General features: G+C 64.3%; 15 protein-coding genes. 9 read left to right on the top strand and 6 right to left on the bottom strand.

Annotated elements, in window-relative coordinates:
- The first annotated feature begins 1 nt into the window (after position 1).
- From rnr to EAV90_RS09645, 3 genes are read left to right on the top strand one after another with little or no spacing between them, the layout of a single operon-like run.
- On the top strand, positions 2 to 2,350 hold the full coding sequence (gene rnr, locus EAV90_RS09655; protein WP_122402872.1) for a ribonuclease R: 2,349 nt from the start codon (positions 2 to 4) through the stop codon (positions 2,348 to 2,350).
- A complete protein-coding gene (locus EAV90_RS09650; protein ID WP_122402871.1) occupies positions 2,344 to 2,784 on the top strand; it encodes a DUF983 domain-containing protein in 441 nt (146 codons plus the stop codon). Before rnr ends, EAV90_RS09650 begins: the two co-directional genes overlap by 7 nt.
- A 32-nt stretch (positions 2,785 to 2,816) precedes the next feature.
- Positions 2,817 to 3,569, top strand: coding sequence for an NUDIX hydrolase (locus EAV90_RS09645; protein ID WP_122402870.1), 753 nt, complete (start codon positions 2,817 to 2,819; stop codon positions 3,567 to 3,569).
- 35 nt (positions 3,570 to 3,604) lie between these two features.
- On the opposite strand, the gene EAV90_RS09640 is transcribed toward EAV90_RS09645, so the two are convergent.
- Complete coding sequence (locus tag EAV90_RS09640; protein WP_122402869.1) at positions 3,605 to 4,969, bottom strand: metallophosphoesterase family protein; 1,365 nt, start codon at positions 4,967 to 4,969, stop codon at positions 3,605 to 3,607.
- Positions 4,970 to 5,036: 67 nt separating this feature from the next.
- On the bottom strand, positions 5,037 to 5,270 hold the full coding sequence (locus EAV90_RS09635) for a hypothetical protein (protein ID WP_244607980.1): 234 nt from the start codon (positions 5,268 to 5,270) through the stop codon (positions 5,037 to 5,039).
- A 282-nt stretch (positions 5,271 to 5,552) separates the two neighbouring features.
- Here EAV90_RS09635 and EAV90_RS09630 point away from each other — a divergent pair, with 282 nt between their 5' ends.
- The 3 genes from EAV90_RS09630 (at position 5,553) to rpmG (ending at position 8,708) form a co-directional block, all read left to right on the top strand.
- Entirely contained in the window at positions 5,553 to 6,890 is a 1,338-nt protein-coding gene (locus EAV90_RS09630) for an amidohydrolase (protein ID WP_122402868.1), read from the top strand.
- A 200-nt stretch (positions 6,891 to 7,090) separates the two neighbouring features.
- A complete protein-coding gene (locus tag EAV90_RS09625) occupies positions 7,091 to 8,416 on the top strand; it encodes an LLM class flavin-dependent oxidoreductase (RefSeq protein ID WP_122402867.1) in 1,326 nt (441 codons plus the stop codon).
- A 124-nt stretch (positions 8,417 to 8,540) separates the two neighbouring features.
- Entirely contained in the window at positions 8,541 to 8,708 is a 168-nt protein-coding gene (gene rpmG / locus EAV90_RS09620; RefSeq protein WP_007603295.1) for a 50S ribosomal protein L33, read from the top strand.
- Positions 8,709 to 9,218: 510 nt separating this feature from the next.
- On the opposite strand, the gene EAV90_RS09615 is transcribed toward rpmG, so the two are convergent.
- On the bottom strand, positions 9,219 to 10,451 hold the full coding sequence (locus tag EAV90_RS09615; RefSeq protein WP_122402866.1) for an MFS transporter: 1,233 nt from the start codon (positions 10,449 to 10,451) through the stop codon (positions 9,219 to 9,221).
- Positions 10,452 to 10,581: 130 nt separating this feature from the next.
- Here EAV90_RS09615 and EAV90_RS09610 point away from each other — a divergent pair, with 130 nt between their 5' ends.
- Positions 10,582 to 11,190, top strand: coding sequence for a TetR/AcrR family transcriptional regulator (locus tag EAV90_RS09610; RefSeq protein WP_162500585.1), 609 nt, complete (start codon positions 10,582 to 10,584; stop codon positions 11,188 to 11,190).
- 295 nt (positions 11,191 to 11,485) lie between these two features.
- Here EAV90_RS09610 and EAV90_RS09605 read toward each other — a convergent pair whose 3' ends face one another.
- Both EAV90_RS09605 and EAV90_RS09600 read right to left on the bottom strand, forming a co-directional pair.
- A complete protein-coding gene (locus tag EAV90_RS09605) occupies positions 11,486 to 12,859 on the bottom strand; it encodes a PleD family two-component system response regulator (RefSeq protein WP_122402864.1) in 1,374 nt (457 codons plus the stop codon).
- A gap of 14 nt (positions 12,860 to 12,873) precedes the next feature.
- Positions 12,874 to 13,239, bottom strand: coding sequence for a response regulator (locus tag EAV90_RS09600; RefSeq protein ID WP_027573612.1), 366 nt, complete (start codon positions 13,237 to 13,239; stop codon positions 12,874 to 12,876).
- A gap of 242 nt (positions 13,240 to 13,481) precedes the next feature.
- Between EAV90_RS09600 and EAV90_RS09595 the strand changes: the two genes are divergently transcribed.
- Positions 13,482 to 13,793 (top strand): DUF3572 domain-containing protein, encoded by a 312-nt coding sequence (locus EAV90_RS09595; RefSeq protein WP_122402863.1) that lies wholly within the window; start codon positions 13,482 to 13,484, stop codon positions 13,791 to 13,793.
- Entirely contained in the window at positions 13,790 to 15,079 is a 1,290-nt protein-coding gene (locus EAV90_RS09590) for a DNA polymerase IV (protein ID WP_122402862.1), read from the top strand. Before EAV90_RS09595 ends, EAV90_RS09590 begins: the two co-directional genes overlap by 4 nt.
- A gap of 15 nt (positions 15,080 to 15,094) precedes the next feature.
- On the opposite strand, the gene EAV90_RS39365 is transcribed toward EAV90_RS09590, so the two are convergent.
- Positions 15,095 to 15,250 (bottom strand): hypothetical protein, encoded by a 156-nt coding sequence (locus tag EAV90_RS39365; protein WP_008548553.1) that lies wholly within the window; start codon positions 15,248 to 15,250, stop codon positions 15,095 to 15,097.
- Positions 15,251 to 15,392 lie beyond the last annotated feature (142 nt).

The raw sequence follows: 15,392 nt of genomic DNA, 5'->3' as shown, positions 1-15,392 counted from the left end.
AGTGAAACGCAAGAATGACCATGGCTTTCCCGATCGGAACGCCATCGTCGCCTTCATCAAGGCAAATCCAGGAAAGGTCGGCACTCGCGAAATTGCGCGCGAGTTCGGCCTGAAGAACGCCGATCGCGCCGAGCTCAGGCGCATGCTGCGCGAGCTCGCCGACGACGGCATCATCAAGAAGAAGCGCCACAAGGTCTCGGAGCCGGACGCGCTGCCGCCCATCCTGCTCGCCGACATCACCGGCCGTGACAGCGACGGCGAGCTGATCGCCTCCCCCGCCGAATGGGACGAGGTCGAGAGCGGCGAGCCGCCAAAGATCCTCATCGAAATGCCGCGCCGGCCCAAGCCAGGCACCGCCGCCGGCGTCGGCGACCGCGCACTGCTACGCGTCGAGCGCACCGACGAGACAGAAGGCCCCGCCTATCGCGGCCGCATCATCAAGGTCATCGACAAGGCCAAGAGCCGCATCCTCGGCGTGTTCCGCAGCCTTCCCGAAGGCGGCGGGCGGCTCGTCCCCGTCGACAAAAAGTTCGCCGACCGCGAGCTGAACATCGCGAAGACCGACACCCAGGGCGCGCAGGACGGCGACCTCGTCAGCGTCGACATCGTCCGCTCGCGCGGCTTTGGCCTCGCCTCAGGTCGCGTGAAAGAGAAGCTCGGCTCGGTCAAATCCGAGAAGGCGATCAGCCTGATCGCGATCTACGCCCACGACATCCCGCTGCAATTCTCCTCCGCCGCGATGCGCGATGCGGAAGCCGCGGAGCCCGCCAATCTGAAGGGACGCGAGGACTGGCGCGACGTCCCGCTCGTGACCATCGATCCGCCGGATGCGAAGGATCACGACGACGCGGTGCATGCGCAGGCCGATGACGATCCCAACAACAAGGGCGGCTTCATCGTCAACGTCGCCATTGCCGATGTCAGCTTCTACGTCCGCCCGGGCACCGCGCTCGACCGGGACGCGCTCGACCGCGGCAACTCGGTCTACTTTCCCGACCGCGTCGTGCCGATGTTGCCCGAGCGCATCTCCAACAATCTCTGCTCGCTGGTGCCGGGCGAGCCGCGCGGCGCGCTCGCGGTGCGGATGGTGATCGGCCCGGACGGGCGGAAACGCTCGCACAGCTTCCACCGCATCCTGATGCGTTCGGCGGCGAAGCTGCACTACGCGCAGGCGCAGGCTGCGATCGAGGGTCGGCCCGATGACACCACCGGCCCGCTGCTCGATCCGATCCTGAAGCCGCTCTACGCCGCCTATGCTTGCGTCAAGCGCGCCCGCGACGAGCGCGATCCGCTCAATCTCGACCTGCCCGAGCGCAAGATTCTCCTGAAGAGCGACGGCACGGTCGACCGCGTCGTCATCCCCGAAAGGCTCGATGCGCACAAGCTGATCGAGGAGTTCATGATCCTCGCCAATGTCGCCGCGGCCGAGATGCTGGAGAAGAAATCGCTGCCGCTGATCTACCGCGTGCATGACGAGCCGACCTTGGAGAAGGTCCACGCGCTCGCGGAGTTCCTGGATACGCTGGACGTCCCCTTCGCCAAATCGGGCGCGCTGCGTCCGACGATGTTCAACCGCGTGCTGGCCCAGCTCGAAGGCCACGACTATTACCCGCTGGTCAGCGAGGTGGTGCTGCGGGCCCAGGCGCAGGCGGAATATTCCGCGGAGAACTACGGTCATTTCGGCCTGAACCTGCGCCGCTATGCGCATTTCACCTCGCCGATCCGCCGCTATGCCGATCTCGTCGTGCACCGCGCCCTGGTCCGCGCGCTCGGCCTCGGCGAAGGCGCCCTGCCCGACAGCGAGACGCCGGAAAGTCTCGGCGAAGTCGCCGCGCATATTTCGCTGACCGAGCGGCGGGCGATGAAGGCGGAGCGCGAGACCGTGGATCGCCTGATCGCCCATCACCTCGCCGACCGCATCGGCGCCAGTTTCCAGGGCCGCGTCTCCGGCGTCACCCGCGCCGGCCTGTTCGTGAAGCTCAGCGAGACCGGCGCCGACGGATTGATCCCGATCCGATCCCTCGGCACGGAATATTTCAACTATGACGAGAGCCGTCACGCGCTGGTCGGCACGCGCAGCGGCACCATGTACCAGCTCGGTGATGTAGTCGACGTCCGCTTGGTCGAAGCAGCCCCAATCGCCGGCGCGTTGCGCTTCGAGCTGCTGTCGTCACAGAGCGAGGGCGGCCCACGCGAGCGCCGGCCGTTCCGTCCGCAGCGCAAATCATCAAAGGCTCGTCCCGGACGCAGCCCAGAGCAAAAACGCAAGCCGGAGAAGCAGAAGTCCGGCAAGGAGAGGAACGCCAAAGGAAAGAACAAGGGAAGAGGCAAGAAGGGCAAGGCATGGTGACCACGAGCACGGCCCCAAAAATCTGGACGCGCGAGAGCGGTCTCGTCGAGAAGCGCGACGTGTGGGCGGCCATGAAGCGCGGCTTTCGCGGCCGCTGTCCGCGCTGCGGCGAGGGCAAGTTGTTCCGCGCCTTCCTGAAGACTGCCGACGATTGCGCCAAATGCGGTCTCGATTTCACGCCGCATCGCGCCGACGATCTGCCCGCCTATCTCGTCATCGTCATCGTCGGTCACATCGTGGTGCCGGCCATCCTCTGGATCGAGACCAATTATTCGACGCCGGTCTGGCTCAGCTTCGCTGCCTATCTACCCTTCACCTTCGTCGCCTCGCTCGCGCTGTTGCAGCCCGTCAAGGGAGCTGTGGTCGGCTTGCAATGGGCTCTGCGCATGCACGGGTTTGACGAGAACCCTCCGGATGGTATTCCGCCAGTGTAAGCAAAATAAGCAAGAACAGTTCGGGTGAGGACATGACGGATATTGCGCAAATTGCGGAGAAGGCCAGGGTTCACGAGGAGAAGGAAGCCGACCACCATCCCTATTTCCGCCCGAGGGATGCGGCGACGCTGATCCTGGTCGATCGCAGCGGCGCCGTGCCGAAAGTGCTGGTCGGCAAGCGCCATGACAAGGTGGTGTTCATGCCGGGAAAATTCGTCTTTCCCGGCGGCCGAGTCGACAAGGCCGATCATCGCGTGCCGTGTGCGGCGCCCATCACCGCGGAGTTGGAGGCCAATCTCGCCAAGGGCAGCCCGAAGACACCGGCCTCGCGCGCGAAGTCGCTGGCGATTGCCGCGATCCGCGAAGCTTGCGAGGAGACCGGTCTTTGCCTCGGCCGCAAGGCGGAAGGAAAGTTGGCAAAGCTCGAGGGTCCCTGGAAGCCGTTCGCGGATGCGGGCCTGTTGCCTGATCCCTCCGGCCTGTTCCTGATCGCGCGCGCGATCACTCCGCCCGGCCGCGTCAAGCGCTTCGACACGCGCTTCTTCACCGCCGATGCTTCCGCGATCACCCATCGCGTCGAAGGCGTGATCCATGCCGATGCCGAGCTGGTCGAATTGGTCTGGGTCGAGCTCGGCTCGAAGCCGCTCGCCGATCTGCACCCGATGACGCGCAACGTGCTCAACGAGCTCCACACCCGCCTTGCCACCGGTCCGCTCCGCCACGACGCACCGGTGCCGTTCTTCCATTTCTACGGCGGCAAGATGCAGAAGGATATTTTGAGCTGACATGACGGATGTCGCCGCACTTCGGCGCGCCGTCATCAGCACCCCTCTGGCGTGATGAGCACACTCAACGCCGCACCTCTGAAGGGACGGTCTTCGCGGCCGCCCTGTCCGTGGCCGATTGCCCAATGCCGGGGCCACGACAGCTGTTCCAGCCCCCGCGCCGTCGCGGAGGTGAAGGACGACCAGCGCGTGCAGTCGTGCCGGCGGTACAAGAGACCGCCGGGGCCCATATCAGGGTAGATCGTGGCGTAGATATCGAAACCCTCGCCCGGCGGAAGATCAGGTCCGAACCAATAGGTCGGGCTTCGCCCTGGCTGACCACCCACGATGGCCGTCAGGGTTTGCCGCGGTCCCCGAAGCCCCAGCCAGAACGGGGCGATCGAACCAGGTTCGAAAGCCGTGAAAATCGTCTGAGCCGTTGCGACGTCGGCTGCAGCGCTTTGCCCCGCAAGCCTCAGCTCGATCCGGCGTCCGCTCTTCACTTGTCCTTTGAACGGTGCTTCGACATCTCCGAGCCGCAACTCTCTCCACCCGGCGGGATCGGGCAGCGGCCATTGCAGCCTCTCCCTGACGACGCCATCGATATCGAGCACCTGATAGCGCAGGCCTTCCTCGTCGAGCGCGGCCTGAACGCAATGCAGATACTCGACGCCCTCGGGCATCCTGTGCGCCGTCCCTGCGCCCGCCGTGCAAATCTGCAGGACACCACGATGCGCCTGGACATCGAACGCCAGGATGTGGCTGCACAGATAAGCCAGCACATTCTCCTTCACTAGAATGTCCCAAAACGGGCGGCCGTATTCGTGGCCGATCTCGCGCTGATACGTCCCGGTAAAGCCGTTGATGGAAAACACCGGATGATGGCCCAGGACGAGCTTATGTCGGGCATCACCGTGGTCTCTGAGCGTCGCTTCCAGCCAGGCCAGCTCGACATGGCCCTCACCTCCAAGGCCGCTCCAGAGCGTGTTGACGAACACCATCAGAAGGTCGCCGCGCCGTACGTAGTAAGAGAGTCCGGCTTGGTCGGGCGGCCCATTGTCCGGCAGGTCCAGCACTGCGCGAAACACCGCCTCGCTCATCGCGTCGTAGGTCGTGTGGTTGCCGGTGGTGTGCCAGATCGGAATAGCCGCACGGTCGAGCCACGCCATTTCCGTATCCAGCCAGTAACGCCACTGCGCACGCAGAGCGTCCGGGTCCGGCGTGAGTCCGATGATCTCATCGCCCGGAAAGAGAATGAAATCAGGCTGCGGCTTCAGGCGCTGCACGACTGCATTGACCGAAGCGAAGGTCCTTTCGTGCAAGGCACCGGGCACGCCCGAACAGGAGTCGCCGTACAAGAGAAACTGGTGGCCCTTGCCGCGCGGCAGAAGCGCGGGAATGGGATTATTCACAGAGGTCATGGCCTTCCATCGCGCTGTTCGGCCACGAGGATGACAATTTCCGGAGCGGGTCGCAACCAGGCCTTGATCAGCTCTCATCCGGCTCGGAGCCGACATAGTCGCGCGCCGGCAGCTTAAGGATGCGGCCGAGCTCGTTTGCGAGCTTGTCCGCCTCCTCGCTGGTGAAGGTCTGAAGCGTGATCGGCTCGGTGCCCTTGTTGCCGCAGAGATTGACGTCGTCGGTGGTCAGATCCGTATCATAGTCGTCGGTGATGCTGATGAAGTGATAGTCGGCGAGATCGCGCGATGAGCGGATATTCAACAGGCCGAATTGTCTGGTGATTACGATCTGGCGACCCAGGGCATGGGCCGGTCGATGCGAATCATGCCGCCATCCACTGTCATTGTGCCTGCAATGTCGGGGCTCCTCACAGGTTTTGGCTTGGTTGGGGCGAAGGGCGGATTGGTGCGATGAGGCGCGTCCGACGCCTTGCGACCGGCCCCGCTCCGCCGCGATGCGCCGGTACCGTTCTTCCATTTTCCATTGCGGCAAGATACGACGAGATGTGCTAGGTGAAGGGCGCTTGAACGACTGGAGGATCGGATGACGCGGTTCGTAAGGCCTCTGCTCGCTTCCGTGGCGTTGTGCGGCCTGCTCTCGCCGCCTGCCCATGCGGAGCTCGACGTCGCCAAATTGAAGCAAACCATCGAGACTTCCTTCGAGAGCCAGTATCCGAAGCTCGACGCGCTCTACAAGGACATCCACGCCCATCCCGAGATTGCTTTCCAGGAGGAGAAGACCGCGGCGAAACTGGCCGCCGAGATGCGTGCGATTGGTTTTGAGGTCACCGAGCACGTCGGCAAGACCGGCCTTGTTGCCCTCTACAGGAACGGCGACGGTCCCACCATCATGGTTCGTACCGAGCTCGATGCGCTGCCGATGGAGGAGAAGACCGGCCTGCCCTATGCCAGCCGTGACAAGCAGATCTGGCAGGGCCGCGAGACGTTCGTCGCCCATAGCTGCGGCCATGACATCCACATGGCGAGCTGGGTCGGCACGGCGAAAACCCTGGTCGGCATCAAGGACCAGTGGCACGGTACGCTGATGTTCATTGCGCAGCCCGCCGAGGAAGAGGTCGCGGGCGCAAGAGCGATGATCGCCGATGGCCTGTTCACCCGCTTTCCGAAGCCCGATGCGGGATTTGCCCTGCACGACGGCAGTGGAGCCTACGGCTCCGTGACCTACAGGGTCGGGGTCGGATCGTCGAATGTCGACGGGCTCTTTATCAAATTTGTCGGCCGCGGTGGCCATGGCGCGATACCGCAGGCGACCATCGATCCCGTGATGATGGCATCCCGCTTCGTCGTCGACGTGCAGAGCGTGATCAGCCGCGAGAAGGACCCGACCGAATTCGGCCTTGTTACCATCGGCGCGATCCATGCCGGCACCGCCGGCAACATCATTCCCGACGAGGCCAGGGTGATCGGCACGATCCGCAGCTTCAAGCCGCAGGTGCGCGCGAGGATGCTAGCCGGGATCGAGCGGACGGCGAAGGCGGTGGCGGCGATGGCGGATGCGCCGGCGCCCGAAATCCATCTCGACGAGGGTACCAAGGCGGTGGTGAACGATGCTGCTGTCGTCGGCCAGGCCGAGCGGGTGCTGAAAGCGGCCTTCGGCGACAAGTTCAACGTCAGCCCTGCGAACACGACCAGCGAAGACTATTCGGAATATGTCAACGCCGGCGTGCCTTCGATGTTCTTCAACATCGGCGTTTATGAGCCCGACCGCGTCGCCGCCGCGCGTAACGGCAGCGCTCCGCCACTTCCCGGCAACCACTCGCCGCAATTTGCCCCGGTGCCGAAACCGACCATCCAGACCGGTGTCACCGCGATGACGCTCGCCGTGCTGAGCGCCTTCGATCAAAGGGCCCAGGGGCAGTAGTTTCTCTCAGGGTCTACGGCTTGATGGATTCTCAGATGCGCAATTGCGCGTCGTAGCTCGCCGCGACGCGGCGCCCCGGAATGACGCGAACGTGCTGAGAGTTGATCGAAAAACAAAAAATTCTTCCCGCCTCCCCCAATGGCGCAGTTCCCAGGCGTGCCTATGTCTTTGCGAACGACACCCAGAACGGATACGGGGCGATGGCACAACGGCAACTCAAGCTTGGCGCGTTCATGCGCCCGATCTCTATCCACACCGGCGCCTGGCGCTATCCCGGGGCCTGGCCCGACGCCAATTTCAACTTCGGCCACATCAAGCAGCTGATCCAAAAGCTCGAGGCCGGCAAGTTCGACGCCTTCTTCATGGCCGATCACCTCGCCGTGCTGAACATGCCGATCAACGCGCTCAAGCGCAGCCACACCGTGACCTCGTTCGAGCCGTTCACGCTGCTGTCGGCGCTCTCGGCGGTCACCGACCGCATCGGCCTGATCGCGACGGGCTCGACCACCTTCGACGAGCCTTATCACGTCGCGCGCCGCTTCGCCTCGCTCGACCATCTCAGCGGCGGCCGCGCAGGCTGGAACATCGTCACCACCTCGAACCCGGACGCGGCGCTGAATTTCGGCCTCGACGACCACATGGAGCACGCCGAGCGCTACAAGCGCGCCCGCGAGTTCTACGACGTCGTCACTGGCCTCTGGGATTCCTTCGCCGACGATGCCTTCGTGCGCGACGTCGAGAGCGGCCTGTTCTTCGATCCCGCGAAGATGCACGTGCTCGATCACAAGGGCAGATACTTCAAAGTGCGCGGTCCCCTCAACATCGCCCGCCCCGTGCAGGGCTGGCCGGTGATCGTGCAGGCTGGTGCCTCCGAAGACGGCAAGCAGCTCGCCGCCGAAACGGCTGAAGCCGTGTTCACCGGCGGCGGCAGCCTCGCCGACGGACAGAAGCTGTATGCCGACATCAAGGGCCGTATGGAAAAGGTCGGCCGCGATCCGGAGCACCTCAAGATCCTGCCCGGAGCCTTCGTCGTGGTCGGCGACAGCGTCGATGAAGCCAAGGAAAAGCGCGCGCTCCTCGACAGCCGCGTGCATTACGACAGCGCCATCGCCTCGCTCTCCGTCATCCTCGGCACCGATGCCTCCGGCTTCGATCCTGACGGCCCCCTCCCCGAGATCCCCGAGACCAATGCCAGCAAGAGCGGCCGCCAACGCATGATCGATCTCGCCGCCCGTGAGAAGCTCACCGTGCGTCAGCTCGCCCAGCGCGTCGGCGGCTATGGCGGGCTGTCCTTCGTCGGCACCGCCAAAACGATCGCCGACCAGATGGAGGAATGGCTGGTCGGGCGCGGTTCCGACGGCTTCAACATCATGTTCCCGTTCCTCCCCGCCGGCCTCGACGATTTCGTCGACAAGGTCGTCCCGGAGCTGCAGCGGCGCGGGATTTTCCGCAAAGAGTATGAAGGGGCCACTTTGAGGGAGAATCTGGGCCTGCCGCGGCCGAAAAACCGCTTCTTCGAGGCCTGATCGGGCCGATTTGAGCGGTTTTCCGGGCGTAAAACCTTGACATCAGGCGGTTTCTGGCTAGGTTGCCGGCCAACGCGGGCCGATTGGCCGGCTTGAGATTCCCCAATTCTCTGAGGTTCAGAACATGGCCAAAGCGGTCACCATCAAGGTCAAGCTCGTGTCCTCGGCCGACACCGGCTTCTATTACGTCGCCAAGAAGAATTCGCGCACCATGACCGACAAGCTGGTCAAGAAGAAGTACGATCCGGTCGCGCGCAAGCACGTCGAATTCCGCGAAGCCAAGATCAAGTAAGATCGGCGAAGCGTTGAAGTTTTGCGGGGCCCTTGCGGGCCCCGTTTTCTTTTGGCGGCCCCTGAGGTTTCAGCGGCCCTCGAAGGGCGGCGGTTTGATATCAGGCCCAGCCGCTCCGCTTCGAGCGCTGCGCTGCGTCCGGGGCACGAGAACGAATTGACGTGCTCCACTTTCTCCTGACCGCCATGGCCAATCGATTGGGCAGTGGTCGCCTCAATCTTCGATTGCGCAACCACAAATGTCGATGCGCCGAAACAGGTGGCCAAGCCGCACGTGTCGGAACGGGGAGCAAACACGATGGCGCCGCGTCTGCGCATACAACAACCTGAAGCGCGATGGCGATTGATCCAATCTCATCGTGTCTTGCCCTATCCGGCTAGGGCGGAATGACTTCAGGTTGAATCGATTGCCGCGGCTCGTTCACCTCTCCCGCAAGCGGCCCATCACGAACCAACCAACGCGGCGTCCGCTCGAACCTCGCAAGCTGACGATAGCAAGCGCACGCTCGCCTTACGCCGTCCGCAATACCGGCGGCTGCGACCGCCTGACCAGCGCGAACGCCACCTGCACGATGCCGCCGGCAAGGCCGAGCGCCACGCCGATTCGCCAGGCCATGGTGTAGGAGCCGAGCGCGTCGTAGAGCAGCCCGCCTCCATAGGCACCGAGGAAGCTGCCGATCTGGTGGCTCATGAAGGCGAGGCCCTGGATCATCGCCTGCCAGCGCAAGCCGAACATCTCGGCGACCGCGCCGGCGACCAGCGGGCCGACGCCCATCCACAAGAAGCCCATGATGGCGCCGAACAGCAGCGTCGAGAACGGCGTCGCCGGCAGCATGAAATACCCGGCGAGCGCCAGCGAGCGCAGGATGTAGATGCCGCCAAGCAGCGCCAGCTTGTTCCAGCGCTGGCCCGCCCAGCCGAAGAACAGCGAGCCGAGCACGTTGAAGCCGCCGATCATGCCGAGCGTCTGCGCGCTCAGCATCGGATCGAGGCCGCAGATCGCAAGATAGGACGGCAGATGCGTGGTCAGGAAGACGAGTTGCATGCCGCAGACGAGATAGGCGCAGGTCATCACGACGAAGGACACGTTGCCGAACGCGGTTTTCGCAGCCGTCGCGGCCGTGGCATCGTCGATCTCGTCGGCCGCCGGCTTGGGCAGCGGGATCTGGTCGACGCGCCCGGCGTACCATGCGGCGGGGATCATCAGCACCGACATGATGACGAAACCGGCCAGCCCGATGCGCCAGCCAAAGCCCTCGTTGAGCATCTGCCCGATCGGCGCCGACAGCAGCGCGCCGAGCGAGCCCGCGCCGGAGACGATGCCGAGCACCGTGGAGCGCACCGTCTCGGGGACCGCGCGCGCCGCGACCGACATCGCGATCGCCGCTGCGGTGCAGGCCAGCGACGTCCCGATCAGCACGCCGGCGCCGATCATGATGCTGATCATGCCGTGCGCGGTCGCCATCAGCGCGAGGCCCACGATGTACATCAGCGCGCCCACGATCATGATCGGACGGAAGCCGTAGCGCACCGTCATCGCGCCGGCGAGCGGCTGGAGGAAGCCCCAGGCAAGGTTTTGCACGGCCAGCGCCAGCGTGAAATCCGAGATCGAAATGTGAATGTCATGCGTCAGCGGCTGCATGAAGATGCCGAGCGACTGCCGCAGCCCCATGCTCAGCGTCAGCATGATCGAGGCGCCGATCAGGATCGGCAATGTCGGACGCAGGACCTGCAACAGGGGCATTCTTCTTCTCCCTTTTGGGCGCGGCACGCGTGCCGACGTCTGCTTTTGCCGTTGATTTTGGTTACACAGACCTGTTTACTTAGGCTATGAACGCCGGATGCTGTCAAGCGAACAGGACAAGCGCCACCGCATGGCTCCCCCGCCCAAACCACAGACGATGAAAGAGCGGATCCTCGAGACCGCCGACAAGCTGTTCTATCTGAAAGGCATTCGCGCGATCGGCGTCGACACCATCGCGGCCGAGATCGGCATCTCCAAGCGCACGCTCTACAACCATTTCCCGTCCAAGGACGCCCTGATCGCGGCGTACCTCGAGCGCCGCTTCGTAAGCGCACGCCCTTCCGACAAGCCGCCAGCCGAGCAGATCCTCGCCACCTTCGATTCGCTGGAGCGGCGCTTTGCGGCCAAGGATTTTCGCGGCTGCCCGTTCGTCAACGCGGTCGCCGAGCTCGGCCCCGCCGACCGCGCCGTGAAGAAGATCGCCATCGCCTTCAAGGAAAGCCGCCGCCTCTGGTTTCGCGAGCGGTTGACCGAGCTCGGCGTTCGCGACGCTGAGGCGCTCGCGACGCAGCTCGTGCTGCTGGTCGACGGCTCCATCGCGCAGGACCTCGTGCGTGATGACCCCGCGATGGCAAGGGCCGCGAAGGAAGCTGCGAAGGTGCTGTTGCGGAATGCGGGGGTGGATGTGGGCGGCGATGCGGTGAAGCAGGTGAAGGGGCGCAAGCGCGCGCCACAATGATCACTGCCACCGCCCTATTCGGTGTCATCACCCGCGAAGGCGGGTGATCCAGTATTCCGAGACAGCGAGGCTGGAACCGAGACGCCGCGGCGTACTGGATTCCCCGCCTTTCGCGGGGAATGACAGCGGCGTTTGTGGCACCGCCGCGACCCTACCAATATGCTCCTGTTTTGCCCGACGGGTCAAATGACGCTGCCGCCGACGCAAGCCATCGCGCCACCTGCGTAACCCATTGATCCGGCTCGCGCCGGCTACTGTGCATGGGGTTGTTTTCGCAAACTTTGCGGGCGGCCGCTCACGCCGCGTGCGACACCACGCGATTGCGGCCGTCGTGCTTGGCGCGGTAGAGCGCGGTGTCGGCGCGCTTGAGGACGTCGGCGACCGCCTCGCCCTTCTGCTCCAGCGTGGTCAGGCCGATCGAGATCGTGACCTCGATGCGCTTGGCCCCTTTGTGGATCGCGAACGGCTCGCCCGCGATCGAGCGGCGCAGGCGCTCGGCGACCATGCCGGCGACGTGGAGATCGGTCTCGGGCATCACGATGACGAACTCCTCGCCGCCGTAGCGGCAGGCCAGATCAATGCCGCGGATCGACTTGCGCACGCGCACCGCGAACTCGCGCAGCACGTCGTCGCCGGCATCGTGGCCGTAATTGTCGTTGATCGACTTGAAGTAGTCGATGTCCAGGATCATCAGCGCCAGCGGCTTGCCGCGGGTCGCGGCCTGCTCGGCGAGCGTTGCCAGATGGCTCTCCATGTAGCGGCGATTGTGCAGGCCGGTGAGCGCATCGGTGATCGCCATCTCGATCGAGTTCTGCACGTTGTCGCGCAGATGGTCGGTGTAACGGCGGCGGCGGATCTGGGTGCGGGCGCGCGCCAGGAGCTCGGTCTTGTCGATGGGGCGCAGCAAATAGTCGTTGACGCCGATCTCCAGGCCCCGGAGCAGCCGCGTCGAGTTCTCGGGGTCGGCGATCGCCAGGATCGGCACGTGGCGCGTGCGCTCCAGCGAGCGCGCCTGGCTGCAGAGCCTGAGGCCATCGAAATTGTTGAGGTCGAGCGAGACGATCAGGAGATCGTAATTGCCCTCTGCGGCGTGGAACAGCGCCTCAGTCGGATTCGGCTCGACGTCGATGGTGTGCTCGGCGGCGAGGATCGTCGCCAGCCGCTCGTACGAGGACTCGCGGTCGTCGACCAGGAGGATGCGGCCGCCCTTGCCGGTATCGGCGACGGCGCTGCGCTCGGGCGCCTGCATGCCGATCTCGAGCGACGTGATGGCGCGCATGCGCAGCTCATCCGTCATCATCTTCAGCCGCGTCAGCGAGCGCACGCGCGCGATCAGCACGACATCAGAGACGGGCTTGGTGAGGAAATCGTCGGCGCCCGCTTCCAGCCCGCGATTGCGGTCGGCGGGACTGTCGAGCGCGGTAACCATCACGACCGGGATGTGATGCGTGGCCGGATCGGTCTTGAGGCGGCGGCAAACTTCGAAACCGTCCATGTCCGGCATCATCACGTCGAGCAGGATGATGTCGCATTCGGCGCGGTGGCAGATCGCCAGCGCCTCGGTGCCGTTCGAGGCGGTCATCACGTCGAAATATTCGGCGGAGAGGCGGGCCTCTAACAGCTTGACGTTGGCGGGGACGTCGTCGACGACCAGGATACGCGCGGACACTGTGAACTCACTTCCTATCCGATGAAACGCCGGACCGTCTCAATGAATTTCCCGACCGAGATCGGTTTGGATAAATAAGCTTCGCAGCCGCCCTCGCGGATGCGCTCTTCGTCGCCCTTCATCGCGAAGGCCGTGACCGCGACGACGGGAATGGTACGCAGCTCCGGATCGTCCTTGATCCAGCGCGTCACCTCGAGCCCGGAGACCTGCGGCAATTGGATATCCATCAGCACGAGGTCGGGCCGCATCTTGCGAACGAGGTCGAGCGCCTCGTAGCCGTTGCTGGTGCCTGTGGTCTGGTAGCCGTGCGCCTCCAACAGGTCGCGGAAGAGCTTCATGTTGAGCTCGTTGTCTTCCACGATCAGGACGGTCTTAGCCATCCCGCCCTCCTGATTGGTCCGAAGGACCGGTACATGTGACGCCTCAGACGCCGCTTCCCGGCGTTTCGAAAACTGGATTCAAACTAGCCTCAGATTCGCTTGAGTTTCGTTAAACCCGAGGGCCGACTTTCTGCAGTGTGGTTTCCAGTTGCTTGTCTGGGGCCGGAAGACTTGAGGACGAGACTCGGGCATGATGATTCCAAATTAGAGACCGAAAGTTAACGGAAAGGCAAACCGTCCCCGTGAAAAAGCCTGTTCACAACCCCCGCGAAGTCGCTGAAATCGTTGCGATTCAGGCCCTGTCCTTCATCGCCGGCGAGCCCGAGCGGCTGGGCCTGTTCCTGGCCGAGACGGGGGTCGGTCCGGAGACCCTCCGCAATGCCGCCGCGGACCCGAACTTCCTGCTCAGCGTGCTCGATTTCGTGCTGCGCGACGATGCCACGGTGAAGGCCTTTGCCAGCTCCGCGGAACTGCATCCGACCAACGTCGCCGCAGCGCGGCAGGTCCTCGGCGACGCGCTCGGCGACCCCTCCTGGGAGCGCGACGTGCCGTGAGCGACCCAGAGGCGGCCGGGCCCCGCTGCTTCTGCCGGGATTGTCTGGCCGACCTGGATATGGGGGTGCGACGCTGTTCCGCCTGCGGATCCCCTCGCCTCGTCCGCCACCGCGCACTGGCAGGCCTGAGCATCGCCCATATCGACTGCGACGCCTTCTACGCAGCGGTCGAGAAGCGCGACAACCCTGAAATCGCCGACAAGCCCGTCATCATCGGCGGGGGGAAACGCGGCGTGGTATCGGCCGCCTGCTACATCGCGCGCACCTATGGCGTGCGCTCGGCCATGCCGATGTTCAGGGCGTTGGAGGCCTGCCCGCATGCGACCGTGATCCGCCCGGATATGGCGAAATATGTCCGGGTCGGCCGCGCGGTGCGGCAGGCCATGCAGGCGCTGACGCCTCTGGTCGAGCCGCTCTCGATCGATGAGGCCTTCCTCGATCTCTCCGGCACTGAACGGGTGCACGGCATGATCCCGGCAAAGGTGCTGGCTCGCTTTGCCGGCGACGTCGAGCGCGACATCGGCATCACCGTCTCGGTCGGCCTGTCCTGCAACAAGTTCCTGGCCAAGATCGCCTCCGATCTCGACAAGCCCCGTGGCTTTGCCGCGCTCGATCGGGAGGAAGCGCGTTCGATGCTGGCGGAAAAGCCGGTCGGCTTCATCTTCGGCGTCGGCCCCGCCACGCAGGAACGCCTCGTGCAGCGCAGCTTCCGCGTCATCGCCGACCTGCAGAAGGCCGACGAGATCGAGATGATGCGGCAGTTTCCGAGCGACGGCCGCAGGCTGTGGCGGCTCGCGCGCGGCATCGACGACCGTCGCGTCGAGCCTGATCGCGGCGCCAAGACCATTTCCAGCGAGACCACCTTCGAGACCGACATCCGCGATTTCGCAACGCTGGAGAAGATCTTGTGGCGGCTGTGCGAGAAAACGTCGTCGCGGCTCAAGAACAGCGAGCTTGCCGGCTCGACCGTCACGCTGAAGCTGAAGACCGCCGATTTTCGCCAGCGCACCCGCTCGCAGTCGATCGCAGCGCCGACGCAGCTTGCCGCAAAGATCTTCTCGATCTGCCGCGAGATGCTGGCGAAAGAGATCGACGGCACCGCCTTCCGCCTGATGGGCGCCGGCGTCAGCGCGCTGCGCGAGGGATCAACGAGCGACGACACCGACATGCTCGACCGCCGCGCCGCTCACGCCGAACGTGCGGTCGACAGCCTGCGCAAGAAGTTCGGCAGCACCGCGGTGATCCGCGGCATTGCGTATGAAGGGCCGGAGAAGGCGCAGGAGTGATCTAGTCTGCTTTAGTCAGTCGCGTTCGAAGATCCGTGCACCCGGATAGGCGCGCCGGGCATACTGAACGACCAACTGTCGATCCTGGGTTTCCAGGAACGGCGTTCGGATCTGACAAGACCCGACGATGAGGTGCCACAAGCCGTTGAGCTTCCGAATGACGACGTTCATTTGAGCCTCTTCGCAGTGACCCGAGCGGACTCGAATTGTAAGAATCTGCCGCCGTCGCTCAATTGTACCAGCGTAAGGTCAGCGCATGAGAAGGATTAGAGGAGATATACAAAGGTATGTTGCTTGTGACTTCTACAGCCCC

It is taken from the genome of Bradyrhizobium vignae, assembly GCF_004114425.1.
Taxonomy (GTDB): Bacteria; Pseudomonadota; Alphaproteobacteria; order Rhizobiales; family Xanthobacteraceae; genus Bradyrhizobium; species Bradyrhizobium vignae.
This window is presented reverse-complemented; position numbering and strand designations above follow the sequence as displayed.

Bases quoted from the DNA above. Each gene is read 5' to 3' on its own strand.
- EAV90_RS09650 (WP_122402871.1), top strand. From the start codon at position 2,344: ATGGTGACCACGAGCACGGCCCCAAAAATCTGGACGCGCGAGAGCGGT.
- EAV90_RS09645 (WP_122402870.1), top strand. From the start codon at position 2,817: ATGACGGATATTGCGCAAATTGCGGAGAAGGCCAGGGTTCACGAGGAG.
- EAV90_RS09640 (WP_122402869.1), bottom strand. From the start codon at position 4,969: ATGACCTCTGTGAATAATCCCATTCCCGCGCTTCTGCCGCGCGGCAAG.
- EAV90_RS09630 (WP_122402868.1), top strand. From the start codon at position 5,553: ATGACGCGGTTCGTAAGGCCTCTGCTCGCTTCCGTGGCGTTGTGCGGC.
- EAV90_RS09625 (WP_122402867.1), top strand. From the start codon at position 7,091: ATGGCACAACGGCAACTCAAGCTTGGCGCGTTCATGCGCCCGATCTCT.
- rpmG (WP_007603295.1), top strand. From the start codon at position 8,541: ATGGCCAAAGCGGTCACCATCAAGGTCAAGCTCGTGTCCTCGGCCGAC.
- EAV90_RS09615 (WP_122402866.1), bottom strand. From the start codon at position 10,451: ATGCCCCTGTTGCAGGTCCTGCGTCCGACATTGCCGATCCTGATCGGC.
- EAV90_RS09610 (WP_162500585.1), top strand. From the start codon at position 10,582: ATGGCTCCCCCGCCCAAACCACAGACGATGAAAGAGCGGATCCTCGAG.
- EAV90_RS09600 (WP_027573612.1), bottom strand. From the start codon at position 13,239: ATGGCTAAGACCGTCCTGATCGTGGAAGACAACGAGCTCAACATGAAG.
- EAV90_RS39365 (WP_008548553.1), bottom strand. From the start codon at position 15,250: ATGAACGTCGTCATTCGGAAGCTCAACGGCTTGTGGCACCTCATCGTC.